A 25,521-nucleotide genomic window follows, 5' to 3' on the forward strand; every position below is an offset into this window, starting at 1 on the left:
CTTTGCTGATCGCTGGCCGAGCGGTCGGCATTGGCCTCCTGCGGCGCCGACTGCGCGCTCGATGACGACTGTCCGGCATTGCCTTCGCGGGCCTTGTCCGCATTCTCGTCAGTCTTCGCCTTCTCGTCGGCTTTTGCCTGATCCGATGCCTTGGTCTGCTCCAGCACCTGTTCCACCAACGCCTTGTTGACCAACGCCGCCGGGAAGTCCGGTTGACGCTCCAGCGCCTGTTCATAGGCGTCGATGGCGGCTTCCAGCTCACCGCTTCGGGCCAGCGCATTGCCGCGATTGTAATGGTCGGCGGCGCTGCTGCCCTGGGCAAAGCGCTGGACGGCGCCGGCGTAGTCACCGGCCTGGTATAGCGCGACACCTTGCCACTGCGGGTCTTCGAAATGCCGCGCGGCTTCTGCCGGGTGATGCCGCTTGAGCAGGTGCTCGCCCTGTTGATCGGGGCGGCGCCACAGGTCGTCGAAACCAGAGGCATAGCTGGGTTGCGGCACGGCCATCAGCAGCAACGGCAGGCACAACAACCAACCGCGTCGCCCGGCGCAACCGGCCAGCAGCAGAAGCGGCAACAGCAACCAGTAGCCCTGGTCGGCCCAGCGGTCGAGGCGCACTTTCTGGCCCTGGCTGATCAGACTCTTCGGACCGTCGAGCAGGCCGAGGTCGTTGAGGTCCTGGTTGTCCAGACGCAGCGACGTGTAGCGACCGCCCATGCCGTCGGCGAAATCCTTCAGCACCGGCCCGTCCAGACGCGGCACAAGGATGCCGCCCTGGGCGTCCTTCAGAAAACCGCCTTTCTCCTGGGTGACTGGCGCGCCTTCAGCGGTGCCGACGCCGAGCATCAATAAAGGAGGGGCGTCCCGGCCGGTCATCGCGGTGCGAATGCCCTGACGCTCGGCGTCGCTGAGGGACGAACCGATCCACAGCAGCCGCCCTTGACCGAGGTCGCCCTGTTCCAGCAAGTCGAGAGCCTTGCGCACGGCGAGGTCTGCGCGCTGGCCGGCTTCGGGCATGATCGACGGCTTGATCGCATCCAGCAGGTTTTTGCTGGTCGCCAGGTCGTCCGACAGCGGCACCAGCGTGTGGGCGCTGCCGGCATACACGATGATCGCGGTCTGTGAATCGCTGCGCGCCTGTAACAGGTCGAGCACTTTGCGTCGCGCCTGTTCCAGGCGGGTGGGCGGGCTGTCGGCGGCGAGCATTTCCGGCGTCAGTTCGAGCATCACCACCAGTGGATCAACCGGCCGCTGACTGTTCTGCTCGACACGCTGCCAGCTCGGGCCGAGCAGTGCCAGGACCGCCAGCAACCAGCCGAGACCCAGTACCACCCACGGCCATTTGCTGTCCCGGCCACCGCCGCCACTGAGCAACGCTGAATGAAACACGCTGGGCAAAATCATCTGCCAGCGCCCGACGCGCTTCTGCCGATTCCATAACCGCCACAACAGCCAGCCGAGCGCGGGCAACAGGAGCAGCCAGCCAGGGCGGGACCAATGGGGCCATAGACCGGAGAGAAAGTCGATCATGGGCGCCTCGTCAGGCGCTTCAAGCGTTCACGCCACAGCGTGGCCTGTACAAGCGTCGGGCGGCGCGAAAAAAGGCGGTAAACCGGGTTGTTCGGCCAGCGCTCCTGGACCACCAGCAGAAGGCTCAGCAACAGGGCCATCGCCAACGGCACGTGATAAAGCGCCCGGGCCGGACGTGCCTGGGTCGGTTGCTGTGCCACCGGCTCAAGCCGGTCCAGCGCCTTGCCGATGCCGGCGAGTTCGGCGCCGTTGCGCGCGCGGAAATACTGCCCACCGCTGACCGCGGCGATTTCCCGCAGCGCAGGCTCGTCCAGATCCAGGCTGGGGTTGAGGCCAAGAATGCTGGTGGCGCCTTTATCGGGATCGGCACCGATGCCGATGGGGTAGATTTTCACGCCTTCGCTGGCGGCCAGACGCGCGGCCGTTCTCGGGTCGATCTGGCCCGCGTTGTTGGCGCCGTCGGTGACCAGAATCAGCACGCGGCTCTGGGCCGGGCGTTGGCGCAGACGCTTCAACGCCAGGCCGATCGCGTCGCCGATAGCGGTGTTTTTGCCGGCAATGCCTATGCGTGCTTCGTCCAGCCAGAGCCGCACGGTCTTGCGGTCAAAGGTCAGCGGCGCCTGCAGATATGCCTGGCTGCCGAACAGAATCAGGCCGATGCGATCACCCTGACGGTGCTCAAGAAAGTCCCCCAGCAGGGTTTTTACCAGGGTCAGGCGGCTGACCTCGTCGTTTTTCCAGACCATGTCCGGGTAATCCATCGATCCCGACACGTCCACTGCGACCAGCAGATCGCGGCCGCTGGCGGCAACCGGTAACGGCTCGCCCAGCCATTGTGGACGGGCGGCAGCGACCAGCAACAGGAGCCAGACGGTCACGAACGGCAATTGTCGCCGCCAGCCCGGCAAATGGGTTCGCGCACGGCGCCCGGCCAGACCTTCCAGCTCCTGGAGAAAGCTGACGTTCAGCGCCGCTTCGCCGCTGTCTGCGGCGGGCAGCACAAGCCGCATCAGCCAGGGCAGCGGGAGGAGGGCGAAAAGCCACGGCCAGGCGAACTCAAACATGCTTGCGAATCCAGGTCTCGACCGACTGGGTCAGGCCGTTGATGGCCTTGTCGTCGAGTTTGCATTCGGGCTTGTAGGCGCCCTCGACGAGGATCATCCAGCGCGTGAGGCCGGCGGCCGGGCAGCGGTTGTCGAGGAACGCCAGCCATTTGCGGCCATTGAGGGTGTGGCTCTGGCTGTAGGGGTAGTGATTGCGGCACAGGCGCTTGAGCAGGCCGTTGATCTGTTGCAGCCAGGCTCCGGCCGGTGCGCCGTCGTAGGGTTTGGGCATCTGCGCGAGTTCGACCAGTGCGGCCTGGCGCAAGGGGTCCAATGGCTCGACGGTGTCAGCGCTGGCCTTTTTTGGCAGCAGCGTGCGCGCCCGCCACAGGCCGTAGCCGAGCGCGGGCAGCAGGATCAGCAACAGCCACCAGCCCGGCGCGGGCGGCCAGAACCCGACCGGCTCCGGCAGGATCAGCGGTTGCAGCTGGTCCAGCGCACTCATGGCTGTTTCACCGGACGCTGGCCGTTGAGGTACTCGCGCAATTGCTCGACCATTTCACGCTGGGTGCTCAGCGGCATCAACAGCACGCGCAGTTTCTGCGCCAGCAGTTCCCAGCGCGCCTGACGCGCTTCGCCCTGGGCACGGTAGCTCTGGCGCAGGTCGGCGTTAAGGGTGTCGAGCTCCAGGTGCGCGCCGCGGTCAGCGAAGCGCAATAAACCGGCGGCGGGCAACGCGTGGTCCAGCGGGTCGGACAGCGGCAGCAGCAACAGGTCGCAATGCCGTGACAGCAAGGCCAGTTGCTGTTCGGCCGAATCGGACAGCGCGCGCTCGTCGCACAGGATGATCGCCAGACTGCCCGGACGCATCACCTCCCGCGCACGACGCAGCGCCACGCCGAAGGTGTCACGGTCGGCAGCCGCTTCGGTATGCAGCGACTGATTGACTCGCACCAGCCGGTTCAGCAGTTGCAGCAGGCTTTGCTTGCTGCGTCGCGGCTTGATTTCGTAATGCTCGTTGTCACCAAACACCAGCCCGCCGACCCGGTCGTTGTGGCCCAGTGCGGCCCATCCCACCAGCGCGGCAGCCTGGGCGGCGAGGACTGACTTGAACATCAGCCCGGACCCGAAAAACAGGCGGCGGCTTTGCTCGACCATGATGAAAATCGGCCGCTCGCGTTCTTCGTGAAACAGCTTGGTGTGGGGTTCTTGCGTGCGGGCGGTGACGCGCCAGTCGATGGTCCTGACGTCGTCGCCGGCCTGATAGACCCTGACCTGATCGAAGTCCACCCCGCGCCCCCGCAGCTTGGAATGGTGCAGACCAATCAGCGGGCTGCGCTGGCTGGGGGTGGAGAACAGCTGCACTTCCCGCACGCGATGACGCATCTCAATCAGCTCGGCGAGGCTGATGCGAATGCCCGGTTGGGAAATCAGATAGGGTTGCATGGGGTCAGGCGACGGCCACGACGTCGAGAATGCGCTGGATCACGCGGTCTTGATCGATGCCCGCCGCTTCTGCTTCGAACGACAGAATGATGCGGTGACGCAGCACGTCGAAGACCATCGCCTGGATGTCCTCCGGGCTGACGAAATCCCGCCCGGCCAGCCAGGCGTGGGCCCGGGCGCAGCGGTCCAGGGAAATCGAACCGCGGGGGCTTGCGCCATAACCGATCCACTCGGCCAGCTCGGCATCGAACTTGGCGGGCGTGCGGGTCGCCATCACCAGCTGCACCAGGTATTCCTCAACGGCGTCAGCCATGTACAGCCCGAGGATTTCCTTGCGCGCCGCGAAGATCGCCTGCTGGCTGACCCGGCGCTCCGGCTTGGTCTCGCCGTTGAGCGCTTCGCCCCGGGCCTGCTGGAGGATCTTGCGTTCGACGGTGGCGTCCGGGAAGCCGATCTTGACGTGCATCAGAAACCGATCGAGCTGCGCTTCGGGCAGCGGGTAGGTGCCTTCCTGCTCGATGGGGTTTTGCGTCGCCATCACCAGAAACAGCGGCGACAGGTCGTAGGTACTGCGCCCGACACTGACCTGACGCTCGGCCATGGCCTCCAGCAAGGCAGACTGCACCTTGGCCGGCGCACGGTTGATTTCGTCGGCGAGCACCAGATTGTGAAAGATGGGGCCTTGCTGGAACACGAAACTGCCGGTTTCCGGTCGATAAATTTCGGTGCCGGTGATGTCGGCCGGGAGCAGGTCGGGGGTGAACTGAATGCGATGGAATTGTGCTTCGATGCCTTCAGCCAGCTCTTTGATCGCCTTGGTCTTCGCCAGTCCCGGCGCGCCTTCGACCAGCATGTGACCGTCGGCCAGCAGCGCGATCAGCAAGCGCTCAACCAGTTTCTCCTGCCCGAGAATCTGGGTGGAGAGAAAGGTCCGCAGCGCGATCAACGCTTCACGATGTTCCATCGATGACAGTTCCTGGCAGGAGAGGCAGCAGCGCCAAGTGGCGCCGAAGCTGGGGGCGTTACTTTAATCCATCGCAGGGGCGCCGACTAATCGGCCGGCGGGTTTTTTCGGCTTTTCAGCAAAGGACTGGGCAAAAACAAGAACTGTCTTACATTTGCGTCAATTGGGGCCCGATGCCGGGGAGGTCTCAGTTGATCTGGCTGACGTACGTCCCGACACCGCTGAGGATGATCCGCAGCGTGGCGTCCAGCTCGGTCAGCTCATTGGCAGGTGTGCTGTGGGTAATGTCGTACGTGGCGTCGCCGCCCAAGGGTTTGGCGTCGGCGGCGTTGATTTCGACCAACAGCCGAGTGGCGCTCAGGGTGACGGTGATGTTGTCTTCGACATGAATAGTGTCGTCACGAAACGTGATATCGACCTCATCCTCATCGGGGAAACGCGCGAGCAGAAACAGATCACCGGTGCTGCTGCCATGGCAACAGGCCAGCGCCATATCATCTTCCTCCTCGTCGCATGGGTTATAGATGAAGCTGTCGGTGGTCATTTGCATGGCGGTGATTCCTGTGGCTGGGGGGCAGGGCAGGGATGGATTTTGCCAGTCTTGTGGGAGATTTGCTGGATATTGCGGTTGGCAGTTGAATGACCGATCCGCCGGGGACAGATTAATTTACGGTGAAGCGCTGTAAATAAATCAGTCCCCTTAGCACTCAGTAGGACCGGCTTCAGCCGGGAAGCTTTTGCTTTTGATCTTCATGCACAAAAAGTCCAGACACCGCCAAATGCGACTTGGGTGCAGGCCGAACGCAGACGACGCGCAGTGGGCCGAGCGGCATGGATGCCGCGAGAGCGCCGTCAGGACATGGATGTCCGTTCGGCGCGGGCCCACGGAGCGTCGTNGTAACTCGCCGAAGGCGAAACCAAGGCCGTTAGGCCGACGCTCTTGATCTTCTTCTAGCCGCACCGCGTACCCCGGGGACAGATTAATTTACGGTGAAGCGCTGTAAATAAATCAGTCCCCTCAAGCCCTTGATCTTCTTACGGAACAGGCCCAGCGAAGCACCCTGCCTGCAACCCGATGTCCGAATATGTCGCAGCATCGCAAGCAGATTCAGGGCGCCACTCGTTAAGCTGCACCCGAGCCGAACAAATGTGACGGCACACACACCAAAAGCGTTAGTAATTCACGCAGTGCCAATCGCATTGCCCTCTGTCACGTTATGCTGACTATCATCGACCAGACGCAAACGAGGCAAACACAAAGCTCCACCCGACACACGCATCTCTCCTATATAAAAGCTCAAGCCAATCGGAGTACCACAGATGGCGTTCTTCACCGCAGCCAGCAAGTCCGACTTCCAGCACCAACTGCGAGCGGCACTGGCTCAGCACATCAGCGAACAGGCACTGCCACAAGTGGCGCTGTTCGCCGAACAATTCTTCGGCATCATCTCCCTCGACGAACTCACCCAGCGCAGACTCTCTGACCTGGCCGGTTGCACCCTCTCGGCCTGGCGCCTGCTTGAACGCTTCGAGCACGGCACGCCTGAAGTGCGGGTCTACAACCCCGATTACGAACGTCACGGCTGGCAGTCCACCCACACCGCCGTCGAAGTGCTGCACCATGACCTGCCATTCCTGGTCGACTCGGTGCGCACCGAACTGAACCGCCGCGGCTACAGCATCCACACGCTGCAGACCACTGTGCTCAGCGTGCGTCGCGACGAGAAGGGCCAACTGCTCGAACTGCTGCCAAAAGGCACCAGCGGCGACGGCGTGCTGCAAGAATCGTTGATGTACCTGGAGATCGACCGTTGCGCCAATGCCGCGGAGCTGAACGTGCTCGCCCGCGAACTGGAGCAGGTGCTGGGTGAAGTCCGCGTCGCGGTGGAAGACTTCGAGCCGATGAAAGCCAAGCTCCACGAGCTGCTGGCCGGCATCGACGCCACGGAGTACACCATTGACCCGGAGGAGAAATCCGAGGTCAAGGTGTTCCTCGAATGGCTGGTCAACAACCACTTCACGTTCCTCGGCTATGAAGAATTCACCGTCAGCAGCGAAGGCGAGGGCGGTCAGCTCCAGTACGACCCGTCGTCCTTCCTTGGCCTGACCAAACTACTGCGCGCAGGGCTCACCGCCGAAGACCTGCACATCGAAGGCTATGCAGTGAACTACCTGCAGGAGCCGACCCTGCTGTCGTTCGCCAAGGCTGCGCACCCGAGCCGCGTGCATCGACCGGCGTACCCGGACTACGTGTCGATCCGCCAGATCGACGCCGACGGCAAGGTCATCAAGGAATCGCGCTTCATGGGCCTGTACACCTCCTCGGTGTATGGCGAAAGCGTGCGTGCCATTCCTTACATCCGCCGCAAGGTCGCCGAAGTCGAGCGCCGCTCCGGGTTCGACGCCAAGGCGCACCTGGGCAAGGAACTGGCGCAAGTGGTTGAAGTGCTGCCCCGCGACGACCTGTTCCAGACCCCGGTGGACGAGCTGTTCACCACCGTCATGTCGATCGTGCAGATCCAGGAGCGCAACAAGATTCGCGTGTTCCTGCGCAAGGACCCGTACGGCCGTTTCTGCTACTGCCTGGCCTATGTGCCGCGCGACGTCTATTCCACCGAAGTCCGTCAGAAGATTCAGCAAGTGCTGATGGATCGCCTGAAAGCCACCGACTGCGAGTTCTGGACCTTCTTCTCCGAGTCGGTACTGGCGCGGGTGCAACTGATCCTGCGTGTGGACCCGAAAGTCACCCTCGACATCGATCCGCAGCAGCTGGAAAACGAAGTCATCCAGGCCTGCCGTTCGTGGAAAGACGATTACGCCAGTCTGGTCATCGAAAGCTTCGGCGAAGCTCAGGGCACCAACGTGCTGGCCGACTTCCCGAAAGGTTTCCCGGCCGGCTACCGCGAGCGTTTCGCCGCGCACTCCGCCGTAGTCGACATGCAACACGTGCTGAGCCTGTCCGAAGCCAATCCGCTGGTCATGAGCTTTTACCAGCCGCTGTCCGGCGACAAGGCGCAGCTGCACTGCAAGCTGTACCACGCTGACACGCCGCTGGCGCTGTCCGACGTTTTGCCGATTCTGGAAAACCTCGGCCTGCGCGTACTCGGTGAATTCCCGTACCGCCTGCGCCACACCAACGGCCGCGAGTTCTGGATTCACGATTTTGCGTTCACTTACGGCGAAGGTCTGAACCTGGACCTGCAACAGCTCAACGACACGCTGCAGGACGCCTTTGTCCACATCGTTCGTGGCGAAGCCGAGAACGATGCCTTCAACCGTCTGGTGCTGACCGCCGGTTTGCCGTGGCGCGACGTGGCGTTGCTGCGTGCCTACGCGCGTTACCTGAAGCAGATCCGCCTGGGCTTCGACCTGGGTTACATCGCCAGCACGCTGAACAACCACGCCGACATCGCTCGCGAGCTGACGCGTCTGTTCAAGACCCGCTTCTATCTGGCGCGCAAGCTGAGCGGCGGCGACCTCGACGACATGCAGCAGCGTCTGGAGCAGGCCATTCTGACCGCGCTGGACGGCGTGCAAGTGCTCAACGAAGACCGCATCCTGCGTCGCTACCTTGACCTGATCAAGGCGACCATGCGCACCAACTTCTACCAGACCGACGCCAACGGCCAGAGCAAGAGCTACTTCAGCTTCAAGTTCAACCCGCGCCTGATCCCCGAGCTGCCGAAGCCGGTGCCGAAGTTTGAAATCTTCGTCTACTCGCCGCGCGTCGAAGGCGTTCACCTGCGCTTCGGTAACGTGGCCCGTGGCGGCCTGCGCTGGTCCGACCGTGAAGAAGACTTCCGCACCGAAGTGCTGGGTCTGGTCAAAGCCCAGCAGGTGAAGAACTCGGTCATCGTGCCGGTCGGCGCCAAGGGCGGTTTCCTGCCCCGTCGTCTGCCGACCACCGGGACCCGCGACGAGATTCAGGCCGAAGCGATCGCCTGCTACCGCCTCTTCATCTCCGGTCTGCTGGACATCACCGACAACCTGAAAGAAGGCGCACTGGTGCCGCCGGCCAACGTCGTGCGCCATGACGACGATGACCCGTACCTGGTCGTCGCCGCCGACAAAGGCACCGCGACCTTCTCCGACATCGCCAACGGCATCGCCATCGACTACGGTTTCTGGCTCGGCGACGCCTTCGCGTCCGGCGGCTCGGCAGGTTACGACCACAAGAAAATGGGCATCACCGCCAAGGGCGCGTGGGTTGGCGTACAGCGCCACTTCCGCGAGCGCGGCATCAACGTGCAGCAGGACAGCATCAGCGTGATCGGCGTCGGCGACATGGCCGGTGACGTGTTCGGTAACGGCCTGTTGATGTCCGACAAGCTGCAACTGGTCGCGGCCTTCAACCACCTGCATATCTTCATCGACCCGAATCCGGACCCGGCCAGCAGCTTTGCCGAGCGTCAGCGTCTGTTCGACCTGCCGCGTTCGGCGTGGACCGATTACGACACCAGCCTGATGTCCGCAGGCGGCGGTATCTTCCCGCGCAGTGCGAAAAGCATCGCGATCACCCCGCAGATGAAAGCGCGCTTCGACATCACCGCTGACAAACTGACCCCGACCGAGCTGATGCACGCGCTGCTCATGGCGCCGGTGGATCTGCTGTGGAACGGCGGCATCGGCACCTACGTCAAAGCCAGCACCGAGACCCACGCAGACGTCGGCGACAAGGCCAACGACGCACTGCGCGTCAACGGCAATCAGCTGCGCTGCAAGGTAGTGGGCGAGGGCGGCAACCTGGGCATGACCCAGCTGGGCCGCGTCGAATTCGGCCTTATGGGCGGCGCGACCAATACCGACTTCATCGACAACGCCGGTGGTGTGGACTGCTCCGACCACGAAGTGAACATCAAGATCCTGCTGAACGAAGTGGTCCAGGCCGGCGACATGACCGAGAAGCAGCGCAACCTGCTGCTCGAAAGCATGACCGACGAAGTGGGCAACCTCGTCCTCGGCAACAACTATAAGCAGACCCAGGCCCTGTCTCTGGCGGAGCGCCGTGCCTACGAGCGCATCGCCGAGTACAAGCGCCTGATGAGCGACCTGGAAGTGCGGGGCAAGCTGGACCGTGCCATCGAGTTCCTGCCGGCGGAAGATCAACTGGCCGAGCGCATCGCCGAGAAGAAAGGCCTGACCCGGGCCGAGCTGTCGGTGCTGATCTCCTACAGCAAGATCGACCTCAAGGAAGCGCTGCTGGAATCCCGCGTTCCGGACGACGACTATCTGGCGCGTGACATGGAAACGGCGTTCCCGCCGTCACTGGGCGCTAAGTTCTCCGAGTCGATGCGTCGCCACCGTCTGAAGCGCGAAATCGTCAGCACGCAGATCGCCAACGATCTGGTCAACCACATGGGCATCACCTTCGTGCAGCGGCTCAAAGAGTCGACCGGCATGACCGCCGCCAACGTGGCCGGTGCTTACGTGATCGTGCGTGACATTTTCCACCTCCCGCACTGGTTCCGTCAGATCGAGGCGCTGGACTACAAGGTCCCGGCGGAGATTCAGCTGGCGTTGATGGATGAGTTGATGCGTCTGGGTCGTCGCGCGACGCGCTGGTTCTTGCGCAGCCGTCGCAATGAGCTGGACGCAGGGCGTGATGTGGCGCACTTCGGTCCGCACATCGCGGCACTGGGTCTGAAGCTGGACGAGTTGCTGGAAGGCCCGACCCGTGAGGTCTGGCAGACGCGTTATCAGGAGTACGTCGCGGCCGGCGTGCCGGAGCTGCTGGCGCGGATGGTGGCGGGTACGAGTCACCTGTACACGCTGTTGCCGATCATCGAGGCGTCTGATGTGACTGGTCAGAATGCAGCGGACGTGGCGAAGGTGTATTTCGCGGTGGGCAGTTCGCTGGATGTGACGTGGTATCTGCAGCAGATCAGTGCGTTGCCGGTGGAGAACAATTGGCAGGCGCTGGCCCGTGAGGCGTTCCGTGATGATATCGATTGGCAGCAGCGGGCGATTACGGTGTCAGTGTTGCAGATGGCGAATGGTCCTGCGGATGTCGAGGAGCGTTTGAGTCTGTGGCTGGAGCAGCATTTGCCGATGGTCGAGCGCTGGCGCGCGATGTTGTTGGAGTTGCGTGCGGCGAGCGGTAACGATTATGCGATGTATGCGGTCGCTAACCGTGAGTTGCTGGACCTGGCAATGAGTGGGCAGACGGCGGTGGTGTGATGGTTTAGTCGTCTGTAATCGGAAGCCCCGCGTTGTGAGACGCGGGGCTTTTTTTGTTTTTGCGTTGGGGAGATCAAGGTCAAGGGCGTCTGCCTGGGGGCAGACTGTTTCGCCTTCGGCGAGTTACTTGGAAAAGCACCCCAAGTAACTAAGGGTGCTTGCTCCTGGTTTGGCCCTTCGTTCCTCAGGGTTCCTTCACTCCGGTCTCGCTACGTTGGCCCGCCGCCATCCGCCATCCATGGCGGGGGGCGGCTCTCGCGGCATCCATGCCGCTCGGCCCACTGCGCGAAACCTGCGTTCAGCCTGCACCCAAGTCGCGATTGGCGGTGTCTGGACTGTTTGTGTTCAAAGATCAAAAGCAAGGCAGATCAACAGCTTCCCGGCTGAAGCCGGTCCCACAGGGTGTACGCGGTGTGCTTTTAGTGGGACCGGCTTTAGCCGGGAAGGGGCCAGTGTGAGCGCTGGCAGTTTTGCTGATCGGACACCCTGCCTGTGGGAGCGAGCTTGCTCGCGAATGCTGTTGATCATTCCCACGCTCCGCGTGGGCATGCATCCCCAGACGCTCTGCGTCGCTCTTCCACAGGCTGAGCGGTTATTTAAAGCGCGCCATGCTGATGGCGTCGACGAGGACGCCGTCGCGTATGGCGTAGTCCCGCAGGCGGCCTTCGGTTTCGAAGCCGAATTTGCGGTACAGCGCCAAAGCGGCTTCGTTGTCGGCAAACACAGTGAGTTCCACCCGGTGCAGGTTCATCCAGTTGTCCGCGACTTCCAGCACAGCGGCCATGAGCCTCGACCCCACCCCTTTGCCCTGCCAGGCCGCCGCGATGCCCATGCCGATCGCGCCGACATGACGCTGGCGAATGCGCGCGTATTGCTCCAGACCGATGTTGCCGATCACCTGACCCTGATGCAAAGCGACCAGCTTCACAGACCGGTCATCCGCCCCCGCCAGCCGTTTGCGCCAGACATCGGCCGACTGATACGGCATCTGAAGCACCTGACGACACACACTGGGGTCGTTATACAACGCAGTGACACCCTCGATATGGGCCTCGGTGAAACGATGGATCACCACCTGATCAACAGCAACATTCACTGGATTCATCCTTTGAAAACAGAAAGAGGGGACAGTCTAAGCGGCTGATTGCGGGCGTGGCTACGGCTAGAAGCATGGATATCGCACGTTGTGACGCGCAGCGTCACGGGATGCATGCCCACGCGGAGCGTGGGAACGATCAACGTGCCAGGCCGTGAAATTGCCCTCGCCCACACCGGCCCCTTCCCGGCTAAAGCCGGTCCCACTAAAAGCAACGCATGCAGTCAGTGGGGCCGTCTTCCCGGCTAAAGCCGGTCCTACAAAAAGCATGCGCTGTGTCAGTAGGACCGGCTTCAGCCGGGAAGCTTTTGATCTGCTTTTGATCTTCATACGCAAAAAGCCCAGTCACCGCAAAACGCGACTTGGGTGCAGGCCGAACGTAGACGATGCGCAGTGGGTCGAGCCGCATGGATGCGGCGAGAGCGCCGTCAGGACATGGATGTCCGTTCGGCGCGGGCCCACGGAGCGTCGTCGAAGTGAGGGAACCCGACGAAGTCGGGCCAAACCAGGAGCAAGCACCCTTGGTTACTTGGGGTGCTTTTCCAAGTAACTCGCCGAAGGCGAAACAGTCTGCCCCCAGGCAGACGCCCTTGATCTTAAAAACAAAAAACCCCGCCGAAGCGGGGTTTTCTCAACACGGTCTCAGCTGTTAAGCCTGAACAACCGGAATATTAGCGTTCGCTGCAGCCTCACGGAACTCCGCGATCTGATCGAAGCTCAAGTAGCGATAAACATCAGCAGCCATGCTGTCGATCTTGCCCGCGTACTCCATATACTCCTCGACCGTCGGCAGACGACCCAGAATCGACGCCACAGACGCCAACTCAGCCGACGCCAGATACACGTTCGCCCCATCACCCAGACGGTTCGGGAAGTTACGGGTCGACGTCGAAACAACCGTCGAATTCGGCTCCACACGTGCCTGGTTACCCATACACAGCGAGCAGCCCGGCATTTCCATGCGCGCGCCAGCCTTGCCGTAGATCCCGTAGTAGCCTTCCTCGGTCAATTGATGAGCGTCCATCTTGGTCGGCGGCGACAGCCACAGACGCGTTGGAAGCTGACCCTTGACCTGATCCAGCAACTTGCCCGCCGCGCGGAAGTGGCCGATGTTGGTCATGCACGAACCGATGAACACTTCGTCGATCTTCTCGCCGGCAACGCTGGACAGCAGACGCGCGTCGTCCGGATCGTTTGGCGCGCAGAGCACAGGCTCTTTGATGTCGGCCAGATCGATCTCGATGATTTCTTCGTATTCGGCATCAGCGTCCGCAACCATGAGCTCCGGATTGGCCACCCAGGCTTCCATCGCCTGAGCACGACGCTCCAGCGTGCGCGGATCGCCGTAACCCTGTTCGATCATCCAGCGCAGCAGCGTGATGTTCGAGTTCAGGTATTCGGTGATCGACTCTTTCGACAGCTTGATCGTGCAACCTGCGGCAGAACGCTCGGCCGAGGCATCGGACAGTTCGAATGCCTGCTCGATGCTCAGGTTGTCCAGGCCTTCGATTTCCAGGATGCGGCCCGAGAAGGCGTTTTTCTTGCCTTTCTTCTCGACGGTCAGCAAACCGTTCTGGATCGCGAAGTAAGGGATCGCATGCACCAGGTCACGCAGGGTGATGCCCGGTTGCATCTCGCCCTTGAAGCGGACCAGGATCGACTCCGGCATGTCCAGCGGCATGACGCCGGTGGCCGCGGCAAACGCCACCAGACCCGAACCGGCCGGGAACGAGATACCCATCGGGAAGCGGGTGTGCGAGTCACCGCCGGTACCGACGGTGTCCGGCAGCAGCATGCGGTTCAGCCAGCTGTGGATGATGCCATCGCCCGGACGCAGGGAAACGCCGCCGCGGGTCATGATGAAGTCAGGCAGCGTGTGGTGCGTGGTCACGTCGATCGGCTTCGGATATGCCGCGGTGTGGCAGAACGACTGCATCACCAGATCGGTCGAGAAGCCCAGGCACGCCAGGTCTTTCAGTTCATCACGGGTCATGGGACCTGTGGTGTCCTGGGAACCGACGGTGGTCATCTTCGGTTCGCAGTAGGTGCCAGGACGCACACCTTTGCCTTCCGGCAGACCGCATGCCTTGCCCACCATTTTCTGCGCCAGGGTGAAACCTTTGCCGGTATCGACAGGGGCTTCAGGCAGCTTGAACAGGTCGGTCGGACCAAGGCCCAGCTCGGCGCGCGCCTTGTCGGTCAGGCCACGGCCGATGATCAGCGGGATACGACCGCCAGCACGGACTTCGTCGAGCAGCACCGGGGTCTTCAGTTCGAAGGTGGTGATGACTTCTTCGCTGTCGTGCTTGCAGACTTTGCCCGCGTACGGGTAGACGTCGATGACGTCGCCCATGTTGATGTTCGAGACATCGAATTCGATTGGCAGAGCGCCGGCATCTTCCATGGTGTTGTAGAAGATCGGGGCAATCTTGGTGCCGAAGCAGAAACCGCCAGCGCGCTTGTTCGGGACGTTCGGGACGTCGTCGCCGAAGAACCACAGCACCGAGTTGGTCGCCGACTTGCGCGAAGAACCGGTGCCGACCACGTCGCCAACGTAGGCGATAGGGAAACCCTGACCGCGCATTTCTTCGATCTGTTTCATCGGGCCGATGGAGCCCTGAACGTCAGGCACGATCCCTTCACGGGCCATCTTCAACATGGCGAGGGCGTGCAGCGGGATGTCCGGACGCGACCAGGCATCAGGTGCAGGCGACAGGTCGTCGGTGTTGGTTTCGCCGGTGACCTTGAAGACGCGCAGGCTGATCTTCTCGGCCAGGGTCGGACGCTTCTGGAACCACTCGCCGTCAGCCCAGGACTGCATAACGCCCTTGGCGTGTGCGTTGCCGTTCTTCGCTTTTTCAGCGACGTCGTGGAAGGCGTCGAACATCAGCAGTGTGTGCTTCAGTTGCTGTGCGGCGACCGGTGCCAGCTCGGCATCGTCGAGCAGGTCAACCATGGTCACGATGTTGTAGCCGCCCTGCATGGTGCCGAGCAGTTCGACGGCGCGCGTCTTGTCCAGCAGAGGGGATTGAACTTCGCCCTTGGCCAGGGCAGAGAGGAAACCGGCTTTGACGTAGGCAGCTTCGTCAACGCCCGGTGGAACGCGATTGGTGATCAGGTCAAGCAGGAAAGCTTCTTCGCCAGCCGGTGGGTTTTTCAGCAGCTCGACCAGGCCTGCAGTTTGTTCGGCGTTAAGCGGCTGGGGCACGATACCCTGGGCGGCACGCTCTTCGATGTGTTTACGGTAGGCTTCAAGCACAGTATTACCCTCATCAGTGGTCCCAAATGGGTGTCCGGGACGCTCATCCAGAGAAGGTCCGCATCGGCGCTCTCGAACTTTTTAAAGTTTCTTGGCAGGAAGCTGACGATCTCCAACAGAAGCTGTTTTCAAAGTTTTACGCCTGCATGATCGGTCGAGGAGGGGACGCAAGCGAACTCGCGTCGGACCGGACTGCGGGGCGGGCTTTGTGCGACAAGTGGCTGGCCGACTCATCGTAAAAAGCCCTGACTGTGCTCGTGACGCTTTGAAAACAGCTTCCAACGGACATTGGCGCCTTAAAAGGCCCGGTGATTCTACGGTAAAAAACCGCTGAAGGTAAGTTAGCCCCTACAGGTTGAAGGGTGTACCTCGTTAGACAAAGGGCTAACATGCTGGCTTGTTTCGTTCGCCGCCGTGTTGCTCCGTCATGCCCAATCAAATCATCAAAACGCCCTGCGTGGGCCTGTGCTCCACTGTCTACGGCGACCTCGTGTGCCGCGGATGCAAGCGCTTCCACCACGAAGTGATCCACTGGAACGGCTACGACGAAGACGCGAAGCGCGCTGTCTGGCTGCGCCTGGAACAGCTGCTGGTGCAAGTGATGGCCGGGAAAGTCGAGGTGTTCGACCCGGCCAGGTTGCGGGCGCAACTGGAGCAACGCAAAATCCGTTTCGTCCCGCATCAGTCGGAATATTGCTGGGCGTACCAGTTGATTGCACGGGGCGCGCGGGTGATCAACCAGCTGGACGCCTACGGCATGGTGCTGCTGCCGGAGTTTCGCGACTGGTCGCTGCCTGAACTGCGCGATGCCATTGATCGGGAATTCTTCCTGCTGTCCGAAGCGCACTATGAGCGCTACATCGCGCCCGGCTTCCTCAAGGATGCAATGGGTGCGGTCTGACAGTGGCGTGACCCTCACCCGCTGGCAGTAAATCCTGGGCTTTTCATCTGCGCAGGCTGGCTCTGCCCGTCAGGCTCCGTATAATGCTGCGCCTTGCCCAGCCAGCCATCCGTGAACCCATGCAGATTTATCCAGAGATCGACGCCTTCCTGCTTTGCCCCACGCCCGACAGTTGGGTTCAGGCCGCCTTGCAGAACCTGGATATCCTGCTGATCGATCACGCCAACAATGAAAAGAAGGCCGCCGGTGCGGCGTTTCAGTTCATGTTCCAGTACAACGACAAGTTCGACCTGCTGGCCAAGATGTCGCGGCTGGCGCGCGAAGAGCTGCGTCACTTCGAGCAAGTGATCGGCATCATCAAGAAGCGCAACATCCCGATGGCCAACATCAGTTCGGCGCGCTATGCCGGGTCGTTGCGCAAACTCGTTCGCACCCACAACCCCTATCGCCTGACCGACGCGCTGGTCGTCGGCGCCATCGTTGAAGCGCGTTCCTGCGAACGCTTCGCAGCACTGGTGCCGCATCTGGACGAAGACCTGTCGAAGTTCTACGCCAGCCTGCTCAAGTCCGAAGCCCGGCATTTTCAGGATTACCTGAAGCTTGCCTACACCTACGGCAACGAAGCAGACGTCGACGCCAAGATCGAAGAAATCCGCCTGGCCGAGCGCGAGCTGATCCTTAGCCCGGACGAAGATTTCCGCTTCCACAGCGGTGTGCCGGCGCTCTAAGCCCACTGTAGAAACCTACCCATTCAGCAGGCGAACCACGTTCGTCTGAATTCGCGCGCCTTAAAATTTGTTTCATTGTGTGTTTGCTGCCTAGGCAGTAAGATCCTGACCATTCACTGCCTAAGCAGATAATGGGTGGCTATCAATGGCACATTTCACTCCTGAAAACTTTCACGACAGTCTGTTGGGCATGCTGCTGGGCCGGGCTGAGCAGCTGAAAAACCGCATCCTCGACCGGCATCTCGAGCCCCACGGCGTCACCGCGCAGCAGTTCAAAGTGCTGGTAATGATCGCGCGGTTTTGCGCCGAGACCCCGGCCGACATCTGCCGCATGTTGAACCTCGACAGCGGTTCGATGACCCGCATGCTCGATCGTCTTGAGCAGAAAAACCTGCTGTCCCGTGCGCGCTCGGAATCCGATCGGCGTCAGGTGCAACTGGTGCTCACCGATGAAGGCAAGGCGCTCTCCGATCTGCTCCCGGAAATCGGTGCACACGCGATGAACGAGATGGTCGGCGTCCTGGAAGACAGTGAGCTGCTGGCATTGGAAAAGATTCTGACGAAAATTCTGGTTGCCTCGGGCGACCCCATCACGATTGCCCGGATCGCCGAACGATGAGCACTCACATTCAGCGGGGCTCGACCCTGCGCACGTCCTTGAGCGTGATAGTCGTGGCACTGGTGCTGGCCGGTTGCGCCAGTTCCAAAGGCCTGAACACCGAAGCCGTCGGCATCGATGCCAACAGCCTGCAGACCGCCCAGAGCCTCAACGGCATCACCCTGTCACCGGCGGCCTGGCCCAAGCGCGACTGGTGGACCAGCCTGGGCGATCCACAGCTCAACAGCTTGATCACTGAAGCGCTGCGCGACAGCCCGGACATGCAGATCGCCGCGGCCCGTACCCGTCAGGCCAGTGCCCAGGCCTATGCCGCCGACGCCGAACGCATGCCGACCGTCGATGCCGATGCCGGCGTCAGCCGTTCCCGTCTGGCCCGCGACCAGGACCCGACCGGTGCAGGCGGGCGCTATAGCACCTTGCGCAGCCTGAGCGCCGGCTTCAATTACAACTTCGATCTGTGGGGCGGCCAGCGCGCTGCCTGGGAAGCGGCATTGGGCCAGGCCCGTGCCAGCGAAGTCGATCAGCAAGCGGCGCAACTGACCCTGGCGGCCGACGTCGCCCGCGCCTACAGCGACCTGGGCCAGGCCTACCTCGTCCGCGACCTGGCGGCCGAAGACCTCAAGCGCACCAGTCAACTGCTGGACCTGGGCGCGCGGCGTTTCAAGTCGGGCATCGACAGCGAGTACCAGTACGAGCAGACCCAGAGCCTTGAAGCCAACTCCCGCGAATCGCTCGCGGACGCGGACAAGAGCCTGCGCAGCGCCAAGATCCAGCTGGCCGTGCTGATGGGCAAAGGCCCGGACCGTGGCGAACAACTGAGCCGGCCTGCCGTGCTGCAACCCGCTGTTGTGGCCTTGCCCTCGGTTGTGCCCGCTGAGTTGCTGGGCCGTCGCCCCGATCTGGTGGCGGCGCGGTGGCGGGTTGAAGCGGCGAGCAAAAACATCGACGTCAGCAAGACCAACTTCTACCCGAACCTCAACCTGAGCGCGTCGGCGGGAGTGGAGTCGCTGTTGGGCGACGCGATGTTCGGCTCGGCCAGTCGCTTTTTCAACGTCGCGCCGACAGTGTCGCTGCCGATCTTCGACGGTGGCCGTCGCCGTGCCGACCTTGATGCGCGGGACGCCGACTACGACCTCGCCGTGGCGCAGTACAACAAGACGCTGGTCCGGGCGCTGGGGGATGTCAGCGATGGCATTGGCCAGTTGCGCGACATCCGCCGCCAGATCGAGGCGCGCCAGCAGGCGACCGACGTCATTCAGAAATCCTACGACACCGTCGTTCAGCGCTACTCATCCGGCATCGGCAACTACCTGGACGTGCTGAGCGTCGAGCAACAACTGCTGCAATCGCAACGCCAACAGGCTGATCTCAACGCGGAACGAATCGATCTTTCGATCCAGTTGATGCAGGCCCTCGGGGGAGGCTTCGAAGACAGCAAGCCCGGCGAAAACGCCGCCCCGGTCGTCCCGTCAACTGCTTCGCTGACTCATTAAGGTAATCGTCATGGCCACTGCCACTACCGACAACAACCCTGCAAACGAACAAAAGGACGCCAACGCATCGGCGCCCGGCAACAGCGCTGACAAAGGCGGCGACAAAGGCGCCGAGCAGACCAAACCGGCCAAGAACCCGCGCAAGCGCAAGCTGCTGTTCCTTGGCCTGCTGCTGGTCGTGGTGCTCGGTGCGGTGGGTGTCTGGGCCTGGTACGAAATGTACGGGCGATGGAGCGAGAGCACCGACGATGCCTACGTCAACGGCAACGTCGTGGAGATCACCCCGCAAGTCACCGGCACCGTGGTGAGCATCGGCGCCGACGACGGCGATCTGGTCCGCGAAGGTCAGGTGCTGGTGCAGTTCGACCCAAATGACGCCGAAGTGGCGCTGCAAAGTGCCGAAGCCAATCTGGCAAAAGTAGTGCGTCAGGTGCGCGGTCTGTATAGCAACGTCGACGGCATGAAAGCGCAGCTGGCGGCCCAGCGCGCCGAAGTGCAGAGAGCCCAGGACAACTACAACCGTCGTCGCAGTCTGGCGGCGGGCGGGGCAATTTCTCAGGAAGAGCTGTCCCACGCCAAGGATGACCTGACCACCGCACAGAACGCGTTGACCAACATCCAGCAGCAACTGGCAACCAGCAGCGCGCTGGTGGATGACACCCAGGTCTCTTCGCACCCGGACGTCAAATCGGCTGCCGCGCAACTGCGTCAGGCCTACCTGAGCAACGCGCGCAGCACGCTGATCGCCCCGGTCACCGGTTACGTTGCCAAGCGCACCGTGCAACTGGGCCAGCGGGTTCAGCCGGGCACTGCGCTGATGGCCGTGATTCCCCTCGACCAGCTGTGGATCGACGCCAACTTCAAGGAAACCCAGCTCGGCCAGATGCGCATCGGCCAGCCGGTGGACATCGAAGCCGACCTGTATGGCGGCGACGTCAAGTACAGCGGCACCGTGGACAGCGTCGGCGCCGGCACCGGCAGTGCGTTTGCCTTGCTGCCTGCGCAAAACGCCACCGGTAACTGGATCAAGATCGTGCAGCGTGTGCCGGTGCGGGTTCGCATCAACGCCGATGAACTGGCCAGGCACCCGCTGCGCATCGGTCTGTCGACCACCGTTGACGTGAACCTGCATGACCAGAGCGGTCCGGTGCTGGCGCAGCAACCGCCGAAGCAGCCGCTGTTCACCACCGATGTCTACGCCAAGCAACTGGCCGATGCCGACACGATGATTGCCCGCGTGATCCACGAGAACAGCGCGTCAACCAGCGGCAAGACGGTCCAGCGCTGATTCGCCAATCCATCTGCCCCGGCCCGCTTCAGCCGGCCGGGGTGATCTTCGAGTGTCAAAGGATTCGCGATGAGTACTAACGCTCCCGCTTCTTTTACGCCGCCAAGCCTGTTGCTGACCACCATCGGCCTGTCGCTGGCGACTTTCATGCAAGTGCTCGACACGACCATCGCCAACGTGGCCTTGCCGACCATCTCCGGCAACCTCGGCGTGAGTTCGGAGCAGGGCACGTGGGTCATCACCTCGTTCGCGGTCAGTAACGCCATCGCGCTGCCGCTGACCGGCTGGCTCAGTCGACGCTTCGGTGAAGTGAAGCTGTTTCTTTGGGCCACGCTGCTGTTCGTGATGGCTTCGTTCCTCTGCGGCATATCCACGTCGATGCCCGAACTGGTGGGCTTTCGGGTCGTGCAGGGCATGGTCGCCGGACCGTTGTACCCGATGACCCAGACCCTGCTGATCGCGGTATATCCCCCGGCGAAACGGGGGATGGCGCTGGCACTGCTGGCGATGGTCACCGTTGTGGCGCCGATCGCCGGCCCGATTCTCGGCGGCTGGATCACCGACAGTTATAGCTGGCCGTGGATCTTCTTCATCAACGTGCCGATCGGTCTGTTCGCGGCGTTCGTGGTGCGTCAGCAAATGGCCACACGTCCGGTCAGCACCAGTCGCCAGCCCATGGATTATGTGGGCTTGATCACGTTGATCATTGGTGTGGGTGCGCTGCAGATCGTGCTCGACAAAGGCAATGACCTGGACTGGTTCGAGTCGAACTTCATCATCATTGGCTCGGTGATTTCAGCCATTGGCCTGGTGGCGTTCGTGATCTGGGAAATGACCGATGACCATCCGGTCGTCAATCTTCGGCTGTTTGCGTTCCGCAACTTTCGCTTTGGGACGATCTGCCTGGTGGGCGGTTATGCGGGGTTTTTCGGTATCAACCTGATTCTGCCGCAATGGCTGCAAACGCAGATGGGTTATACGGCCACCTATGCCGGGCTGGCAGTAGCACCGCTCGGGGTGCTGCCGGTGTTGATGTCGCCCTTTGTCGGTCGCTACGCGCATAAGTTCGACTTGCGTCTGTTGGCCGGTCTGGCGTTTCTGGCGATCGGCCTGAGCTGCTTCATGCGTGCGGATTTCACCAGTCAGGTGGATTTCACCCACATCGCTCTGGTGCAGTTGTTCATGGGCGCAGGCGTGGCGCTGTTCTTCATGCCGACCTTGAGCATTCTGCTGTCGGACCTGCCGCCGTCGCAGATTGCCGACGGCTCGGGGCTGGCGACGTTCCTGCGTAACCTTGGCGGCAGCTTCGCGGCGTCATTGACCACCTGGATCTGGATCCGCCGCGCCAATCAGCATCATGCGTATCTGAGCGAAAACGTGAACGCTTACGAGCCGACAACGCGGCATGCGCTGGAGACCCTGGGCGGGGCGAGCAACCAGGCCTACGCGCAGCTTGATTCGATGGTCACCAGTCAGGCCTACATGATGTCGACGGTGGACTATTTCTACATGATGGGCTGGATCTTCCTGTCGCTGATCCTGATCATCTGGCTGGCCAAGCCACCGTTTACCGCGAAGGCTGCGCCCGGGGGAGGGCATTGACGCCGCGCTGTCGGCGTCAAACACAGGTCATGGGGGAGTGAGCTTGCTCACGAAGAGGCCGGGACATTCAGCCACTTTCTCTGGTGTCAGAAAGTAAGCCTTCGCGAGCAAGCTCGCTCCCACAGGTTTGGCGTTCGACGATCATCGGTGTTCACTTCTGACGCACCGGTGATCTGGTCAGGGCTCAAACGCAAACGACTCCAGATGAAAGCCCGACTCATCGATCTGCAGCAACCACCCCTCGCGGTCCCAATCCCCCAGCACAATGCGCTGCGCCGTGGTCTCACCCAGCTGCACGTCGTGAACCGCAGGCCGGTGGGTGTGGCCGTGAATCAGCGTCTTCACGCCAGACTCGGTCATCACCCGCGGCACTTCGTGCGGCGTCACATCGACAATGTCGTTGGCCTTCATTCGTGTCTGCGCACGGCTTTCGCTGCGCAGCTTGCGCGCCAGCTTGTGCCGGGTGCTCAGCGGTAGATGACGCAACACCCATCGCGTCAGCGGATGGCGCAGGTAACGGCGCATACGCATGTAGGCTTCGTCCCGGGTACACAGGCTGTCGCCGTGCATCAGCAGCACCGGCTCTCCGTTGAAGTGTACGACGCTTGGGTCCTTGAGCAGCGTGCAGGCCGCCGCTTTGCAGAACGCCTTGCCGATCATGAAGTCGCGATTGCCGTGCATCAGGAACACCCGGGTGCCGCTGTCGCTTAACGCGCGCAGCGCCTGGCAGATGGAGCGCTGAAAGGGCGACATGGCGTCATCGCCGATCCAGGCCTCGAAAAAATCCCCAAGGATGTACAGCGACTCAGCGTTGCGCGCGCGGCCGTTCAGCAGGCCGAGAAACGCCTGGGTAATGTCAGGGCGTCCTTCTTCCAGGTGCAAATCGGAGATCAGCAATATCACTCAACGATCTCGGCTTTCTCGATGATCACGTCGTCAGCCGGCACGTCTTGATGACCCGCCTTGGACGTGGTGGCGACGCCTTTGATCTTGTCGACCACCTCAGTGCCTTCGACCACCTCGGCGAACACGGCGTAACCCCAGCCCTGTACGGTCTTGGCGCTGTGGTTGAGGAAGTCGTTGTCGGCGACGTTGATGAAGAATTGCGCCGAGGCTGAATGGGGCTCCATGGTGCGGGCCATGGACACCGAATACTTCTTGTTCGGCAGACCGTTGTCGGCTTCGTTCTGGATGCTCGGGCGCTTGTCTTTCTTCTCTTTCATGCCCGGTTCGAAGCCGCCGCCCTGGATCATGAAATTACCGATCACGCGGTGAAACACGGTGTTTTCGTAGTGGCCGGCTTTGACGTATTCGATGAAGTTGGCGACGGTCAGCGGCGCCTTTTCTGCGTTCAGTTGCAGAACGATTTCACCGTGGTTGGTGGTCAGCTTTACTTTCGACATGGTCAGCTCGCTCTTTGAAGTCGTGGTGAGAGGCAGTGATCGCGGCAGTCGGCCATCGAGATGCGAGGCCAGTGCCGCTGATGCACACCAGGCGCGCAGTTTACAGAGGGTAGCCGCTGCTCGGGTAGTTGCGATTGCGCCGGCGGTTCTCGCTGAGCGCAGGCCCATCTCGGCAGTTTTGTCACAGCGCGCTGTCAGGGGCTTGACAGCTTCGGCTATGATAGGCGCTTTGATTTAACCGGCCTTCCTGGCCGCGACCCGTACAAGGATCCTATGAGCAAGCCCACTCAAGATGCCGCTGCGAATTCCAAGGCAGGCCCTGCAATTCCAACCAACTTCCTGCGCCCGATCGTGCAGGCTGACCTGGACTCGGGCAAGCACATCCAGATCGTGACCCGCTTCCCGCCGGAGCCCAACGGCTACCTGCACATCGGTCATGCCAAGTCGATCTGCGTCAACTTCGGTCTGGCTCAGGAATTCGGTGGCGTTACGCATCTGCGCTTTGACGACACCAACCCGGCGAAGGAAGACCAGGAATACATCGACGCCATTGAAAGCGACGTCAAATGGCTGGGCTTCGAGTGGTCCGGCGAAGTGCGTTATGCCTCGCAGTACTTCGACCAGCTGTACGCCTGGGCGGTCCATCTCATCGAAGCGGGCAAGGCCTACGTCGATGACCTGACCCCCGAACAAGCTCGCGAATACCGCGGCACCCTGACCGAGCCGGGCAAGAACAGCCCGTTCCGCGATCGCAGCGTCGAAGAAAACCTTGACCTGTTCGGCCGCATGAAAGCCGGCGAGTTCGAAGACGGCGCCCGCGTCCTGCGTGCCAAGATCGACATGGCTTCGCCGAACATGAACCTGCGTGATCCGATCCTCTACCGCATTCGTCACGCGCACCACCACCAGACCGGTGACAAGTGGTGCATCTACCCGATCTACGATTTCACCCACGGTCAGTCTGACGCCATCGAAGGCATCACCCATTCGATCTGCACCCTGGAATTCGAGAGCCATCGCCCGCTCTATGAGTGGTTCCTCGACAATCTGCCGGTGCCGTGCAAGCCGCGTCAGTACGAGTTCTCGCGCCTGAACCTGAACTACACCATCACCAGCAAGCGCAAGCTCAAACAACTGGTCGACGAAAAGCACGTGCAGGGCTGGGACGATCCGCGCATGTCGACGCTGTCAGGCTTCCGCCGCCGCGGTTACACCCCGGTGTCGATCCGCAATTTCTGCGAAATGATCGGCACCAACCGCTCCGACGGCGTGGTCGATTTCGGCATGCTGGAGTTCAGCATCCGTCAGGACCTGGACCACAACGCCCCGCGCGCCATGTGCGTGCTGCGTCCGCTGAAAGTCGTGATCACCAATTACCCGGAAGGCCAGGTCGACCACCTCGAACTGCCGCGCCATCCGCAGAAGGAAGAACTCGGCGTGCGCAAGCTGCCGTTCTCCCGCGAGATCTACATCGACCGTGACGACTTCATGGAAGAGCCGCCGAAGGGCTACAAGCGCCTGGAACCGAACGGCGAAGTGCGCCTGCGTGGCAGCTACGTGATTCGCGCCGACGAATCGATCAAGGACGCCGACGGCAACATCGTCGAGCTGCGCTGCTCCTACGACCCGGAAACCCTGGGCAAGAACCCTGAAGGCCGCAAGGTCAAAGGCGTTGTGCACTGGGTGCCGGCGGCGGAAAGCATCGAGTGCGAAGTGCGTCTGTACGACCGTCTGTTCCTGTCGGCAAACCCTGAGAAAGCAGAAGAGGGCAAGACCTTCCTGGACAACATCAACCCAGGCTCCTTGCAGGTCCTGACCGGTTGTCGCGCTGAACCGTCGCTGGCTGACGCTCAGCCGGAAGACCGTTTCCAGTTCGAACGCGAAGGCTATTTCAGCGCGGATCTGAAGGACTCGAAACCCGGTCATCCGGTCTTTAACCGGACTGTGACGCTCCGCGATTCGTGGAGCTAAGG

The 25,521-nt window shown here is 61.8% G+C and carries 17 protein-coding genes and 1 pseudogene; 8 read left to right on the plus strand and 10 right to left on the minus strand.

Translation table 11 applies throughout. From position 1 onward, the window contains the following. Nucleotides 1–160: 160 nt before the first annotated feature. The 6 genes and pseudogenes from IFT99_RS20130 to IFT99_RS20155 form a co-directional block, all read right to left on the minus strand. Nucleotides 161–1,529, minus strand: a pseudogene (locus tag IFT99_RS20130) (VWA domain-containing protein); the annotation flags it as partial. Further along, nucleotides 1,526–2,593: a vWA domain-containing protein gene (locus IFT99_RS20135; protein WP_192134631.1), complete on the minus strand. Its 1,068-nt coding sequence runs from the start codon at nucleotides 2,591–2,593 to the stop codon at nucleotides 1,526–1,528. The pseudogene IFT99_RS20130 and the gene IFT99_RS20135, both read right to left, overlap by 4 nt. Then, complete coding sequence (locus IFT99_RS20140; RefSeq protein WP_065986161.1) at nucleotides 2,586–3,077, minus strand: DUF4381 domain-containing protein; 492 nt, start codon at nucleotides 3,075–3,077, stop codon at nucleotides 2,586–2,588. Before IFT99_RS20140 ends, IFT99_RS20135 begins: the two co-directional genes overlap by 8 nt. After that, on the minus strand, nucleotides 3,074–4,018 hold the full coding sequence (locus IFT99_RS20145; protein WP_065986160.1) for a DUF58 domain-containing protein: 945 nt from the start codon (nucleotides 4,016–4,018) through the stop codon (nucleotides 3,074–3,076). The genes IFT99_RS20140 and IFT99_RS20145 overlap by 4 nt, the downstream gene beginning before the upstream one ends. Before the next feature lie 4 nt (nucleotides 4,019–4,022). Next, a complete protein-coding gene (locus IFT99_RS20150; RefSeq protein WP_037013687.1) occupies nucleotides 4,023–4,982 on the minus strand; it encodes an AAA family ATPase in 960 nt (319 codons plus the stop codon). Nucleotides 4,983–5,169: 187 nt separating this feature from the next. Continuing rightward, nucleotides 5,170–5,532, minus strand: coding sequence for a hypothetical protein (locus IFT99_RS20155; RefSeq protein ID WP_192134633.1), 363 nt, complete (start codon nucleotides 5,530–5,532; stop codon nucleotides 5,170–5,172). 770 nt (nucleotides 5,533–6,302) lie between these two features. On the opposite strand from IFT99_RS20155, the gene IFT99_RS20160 reads away from it, so the two are divergent. Further along, nucleotides 6,303–11,159, plus strand: coding sequence for an NAD-glutamate dehydrogenase (locus tag IFT99_RS20160; protein ID WP_192134634.1), 4,857 nt, complete (start codon nucleotides 6,303–6,305; stop codon nucleotides 11,157–11,159). A gap of 592 nt (nucleotides 11,160–11,751) precedes the next feature. Here IFT99_RS20160 and IFT99_RS20165 read toward each other — a convergent pair. Continuing rightward, nucleotides 11,752–12,255, minus strand: coding sequence for a GNAT family N-acetyltransferase (locus IFT99_RS20165; protein WP_342214636.1), 504 nt, complete (start codon nucleotides 12,253–12,255; stop codon nucleotides 11,752–11,754). 649 nt (nucleotides 12,256–12,904) lie between these two features. Next, complete coding sequence (gene acnB / locus IFT99_RS20170; protein WP_192134638.1) at nucleotides 12,905–15,514, minus strand: bifunctional aconitate hydratase 2/2-methylisocitrate dehydratase; 2,610 nt, start codon at nucleotides 15,512–15,514, stop codon at nucleotides 12,905–12,907. 427 nt (nucleotides 15,515–15,941) lie between these two features. On the opposite strand from acnB, the gene IFT99_RS20175 reads away from it, so the two are divergent. From IFT99_RS20175 to IFT99_RS20200, 6 genes are all read left to right on the plus strand, one after another. Then, complete coding sequence (locus tag IFT99_RS20175) at nucleotides 15,942–16,415, plus strand: DUF1289 domain-containing protein (RefSeq protein WP_065986417.1); 474 nt, start codon at nucleotides 15,942–15,944, stop codon at nucleotides 16,413–16,415. Nucleotides 16,416–16,534: 119 nt separating this feature from the next. Continuing rightward, on the plus strand, nucleotides 16,535–17,143 hold the full coding sequence (gene miaE / locus IFT99_RS20180) for a tRNA-(ms[2]io[6]A)-hydroxylase (RefSeq protein WP_065986544.1): 609 nt from the start codon (nucleotides 16,535–16,537) through the stop codon (nucleotides 17,141–17,143). A 145-nt stretch (nucleotides 17,144–17,288) separates the two neighbouring features. Continuing rightward, nucleotides 17,289–17,762: a MarR family winged helix-turn-helix transcriptional regulator gene (locus IFT99_RS20185; protein ID WP_192134640.1), complete on the plus strand. Its 474-nt coding sequence runs from the start codon at nucleotides 17,289–17,291 to the stop codon at nucleotides 17,760–17,762. After that, nucleotides 17,759–19,255 carry an efflux transporter outer membrane subunit gene (locus IFT99_RS20190; RefSeq protein ID WP_192134642.1) on the plus strand — a complete coding sequence of 499 codons (1,497 nt, stop codon included), beginning with the start codon at nucleotides 17,759–17,761 and terminating at the stop codon, nucleotides 19,253–19,255. The genes IFT99_RS20185 and IFT99_RS20190 overlap by 4 nt, the downstream gene beginning before the upstream one ends. Before the next feature lie 10 nt (nucleotides 19,256–19,265). Further along, nucleotides 19,266–20,543 (plus strand): HlyD family efflux transporter periplasmic adaptor subunit, encoded by a 1,278-nt coding sequence (locus IFT99_RS20195; RefSeq protein ID WP_192134644.1) that lies wholly within the window; start codon nucleotides 19,266–19,268, stop codon nucleotides 20,541–20,543. 69 nt (nucleotides 20,544–20,612) lie between these two features. Further along, the gene (locus IFT99_RS20200) at nucleotides 20,613–22,145 is read left to right on the plus strand and encodes a DHA2 family efflux MFS transporter permease subunit (protein ID WP_065986421.1); all 1,533 of its coding nucleotides are present in this window, start codon (nucleotides 20,613–20,615) and stop codon (nucleotides 22,143–22,145) included. Between the two features lie 177 nt (nucleotides 22,146–22,322). Here IFT99_RS20200 and IFT99_RS20205 read toward each other — a convergent pair whose 3' ends face one another. After that, complete coding sequence (locus IFT99_RS20205; protein WP_192134646.1) at nucleotides 22,323–23,048, minus strand: UDP-2,3-diacylglucosamine diphosphatase; 726 nt, start codon at nucleotides 23,046–23,048, stop codon at nucleotides 22,323–22,325. Continuing rightward, nucleotides 23,045–23,548, minus strand: coding sequence for a peptidylprolyl isomerase (locus tag IFT99_RS20210; protein WP_065986423.1), 504 nt, complete (start codon nucleotides 23,546–23,548; stop codon nucleotides 23,045–23,047). The genes IFT99_RS20205 and IFT99_RS20210 overlap by 4 nt, the downstream gene beginning before the upstream one ends. 273 nt (nucleotides 23,549–23,821) lie before the next feature. On the opposite strand from IFT99_RS20210, the gene IFT99_RS20215 reads away from it, so the two are divergent. Beyond that, nucleotides 23,822–25,519 carry a glutamine--tRNA ligase/YqeY domain fusion protein gene (locus tag IFT99_RS20215; protein WP_192134647.1) on the plus strand — a complete coding sequence of 566 codons (1,698 nt, stop codon included), beginning with the start codon at nucleotides 23,822–23,824 and terminating at the stop codon, nucleotides 25,517–25,519. The last annotated feature ends 2 nt before the right edge of the window (nucleotides 25,520–25,521 follow it).

Source organism: Pseudomonas sp. CFBP 8772 (genome assembly GCF_014841665.1).
Taxonomy (GTDB): Bacteria; Pseudomonadota; Gammaproteobacteria; order Pseudomonadales; family Pseudomonadaceae; genus Aquipseudomonas; species Aquipseudomonas graminis_B.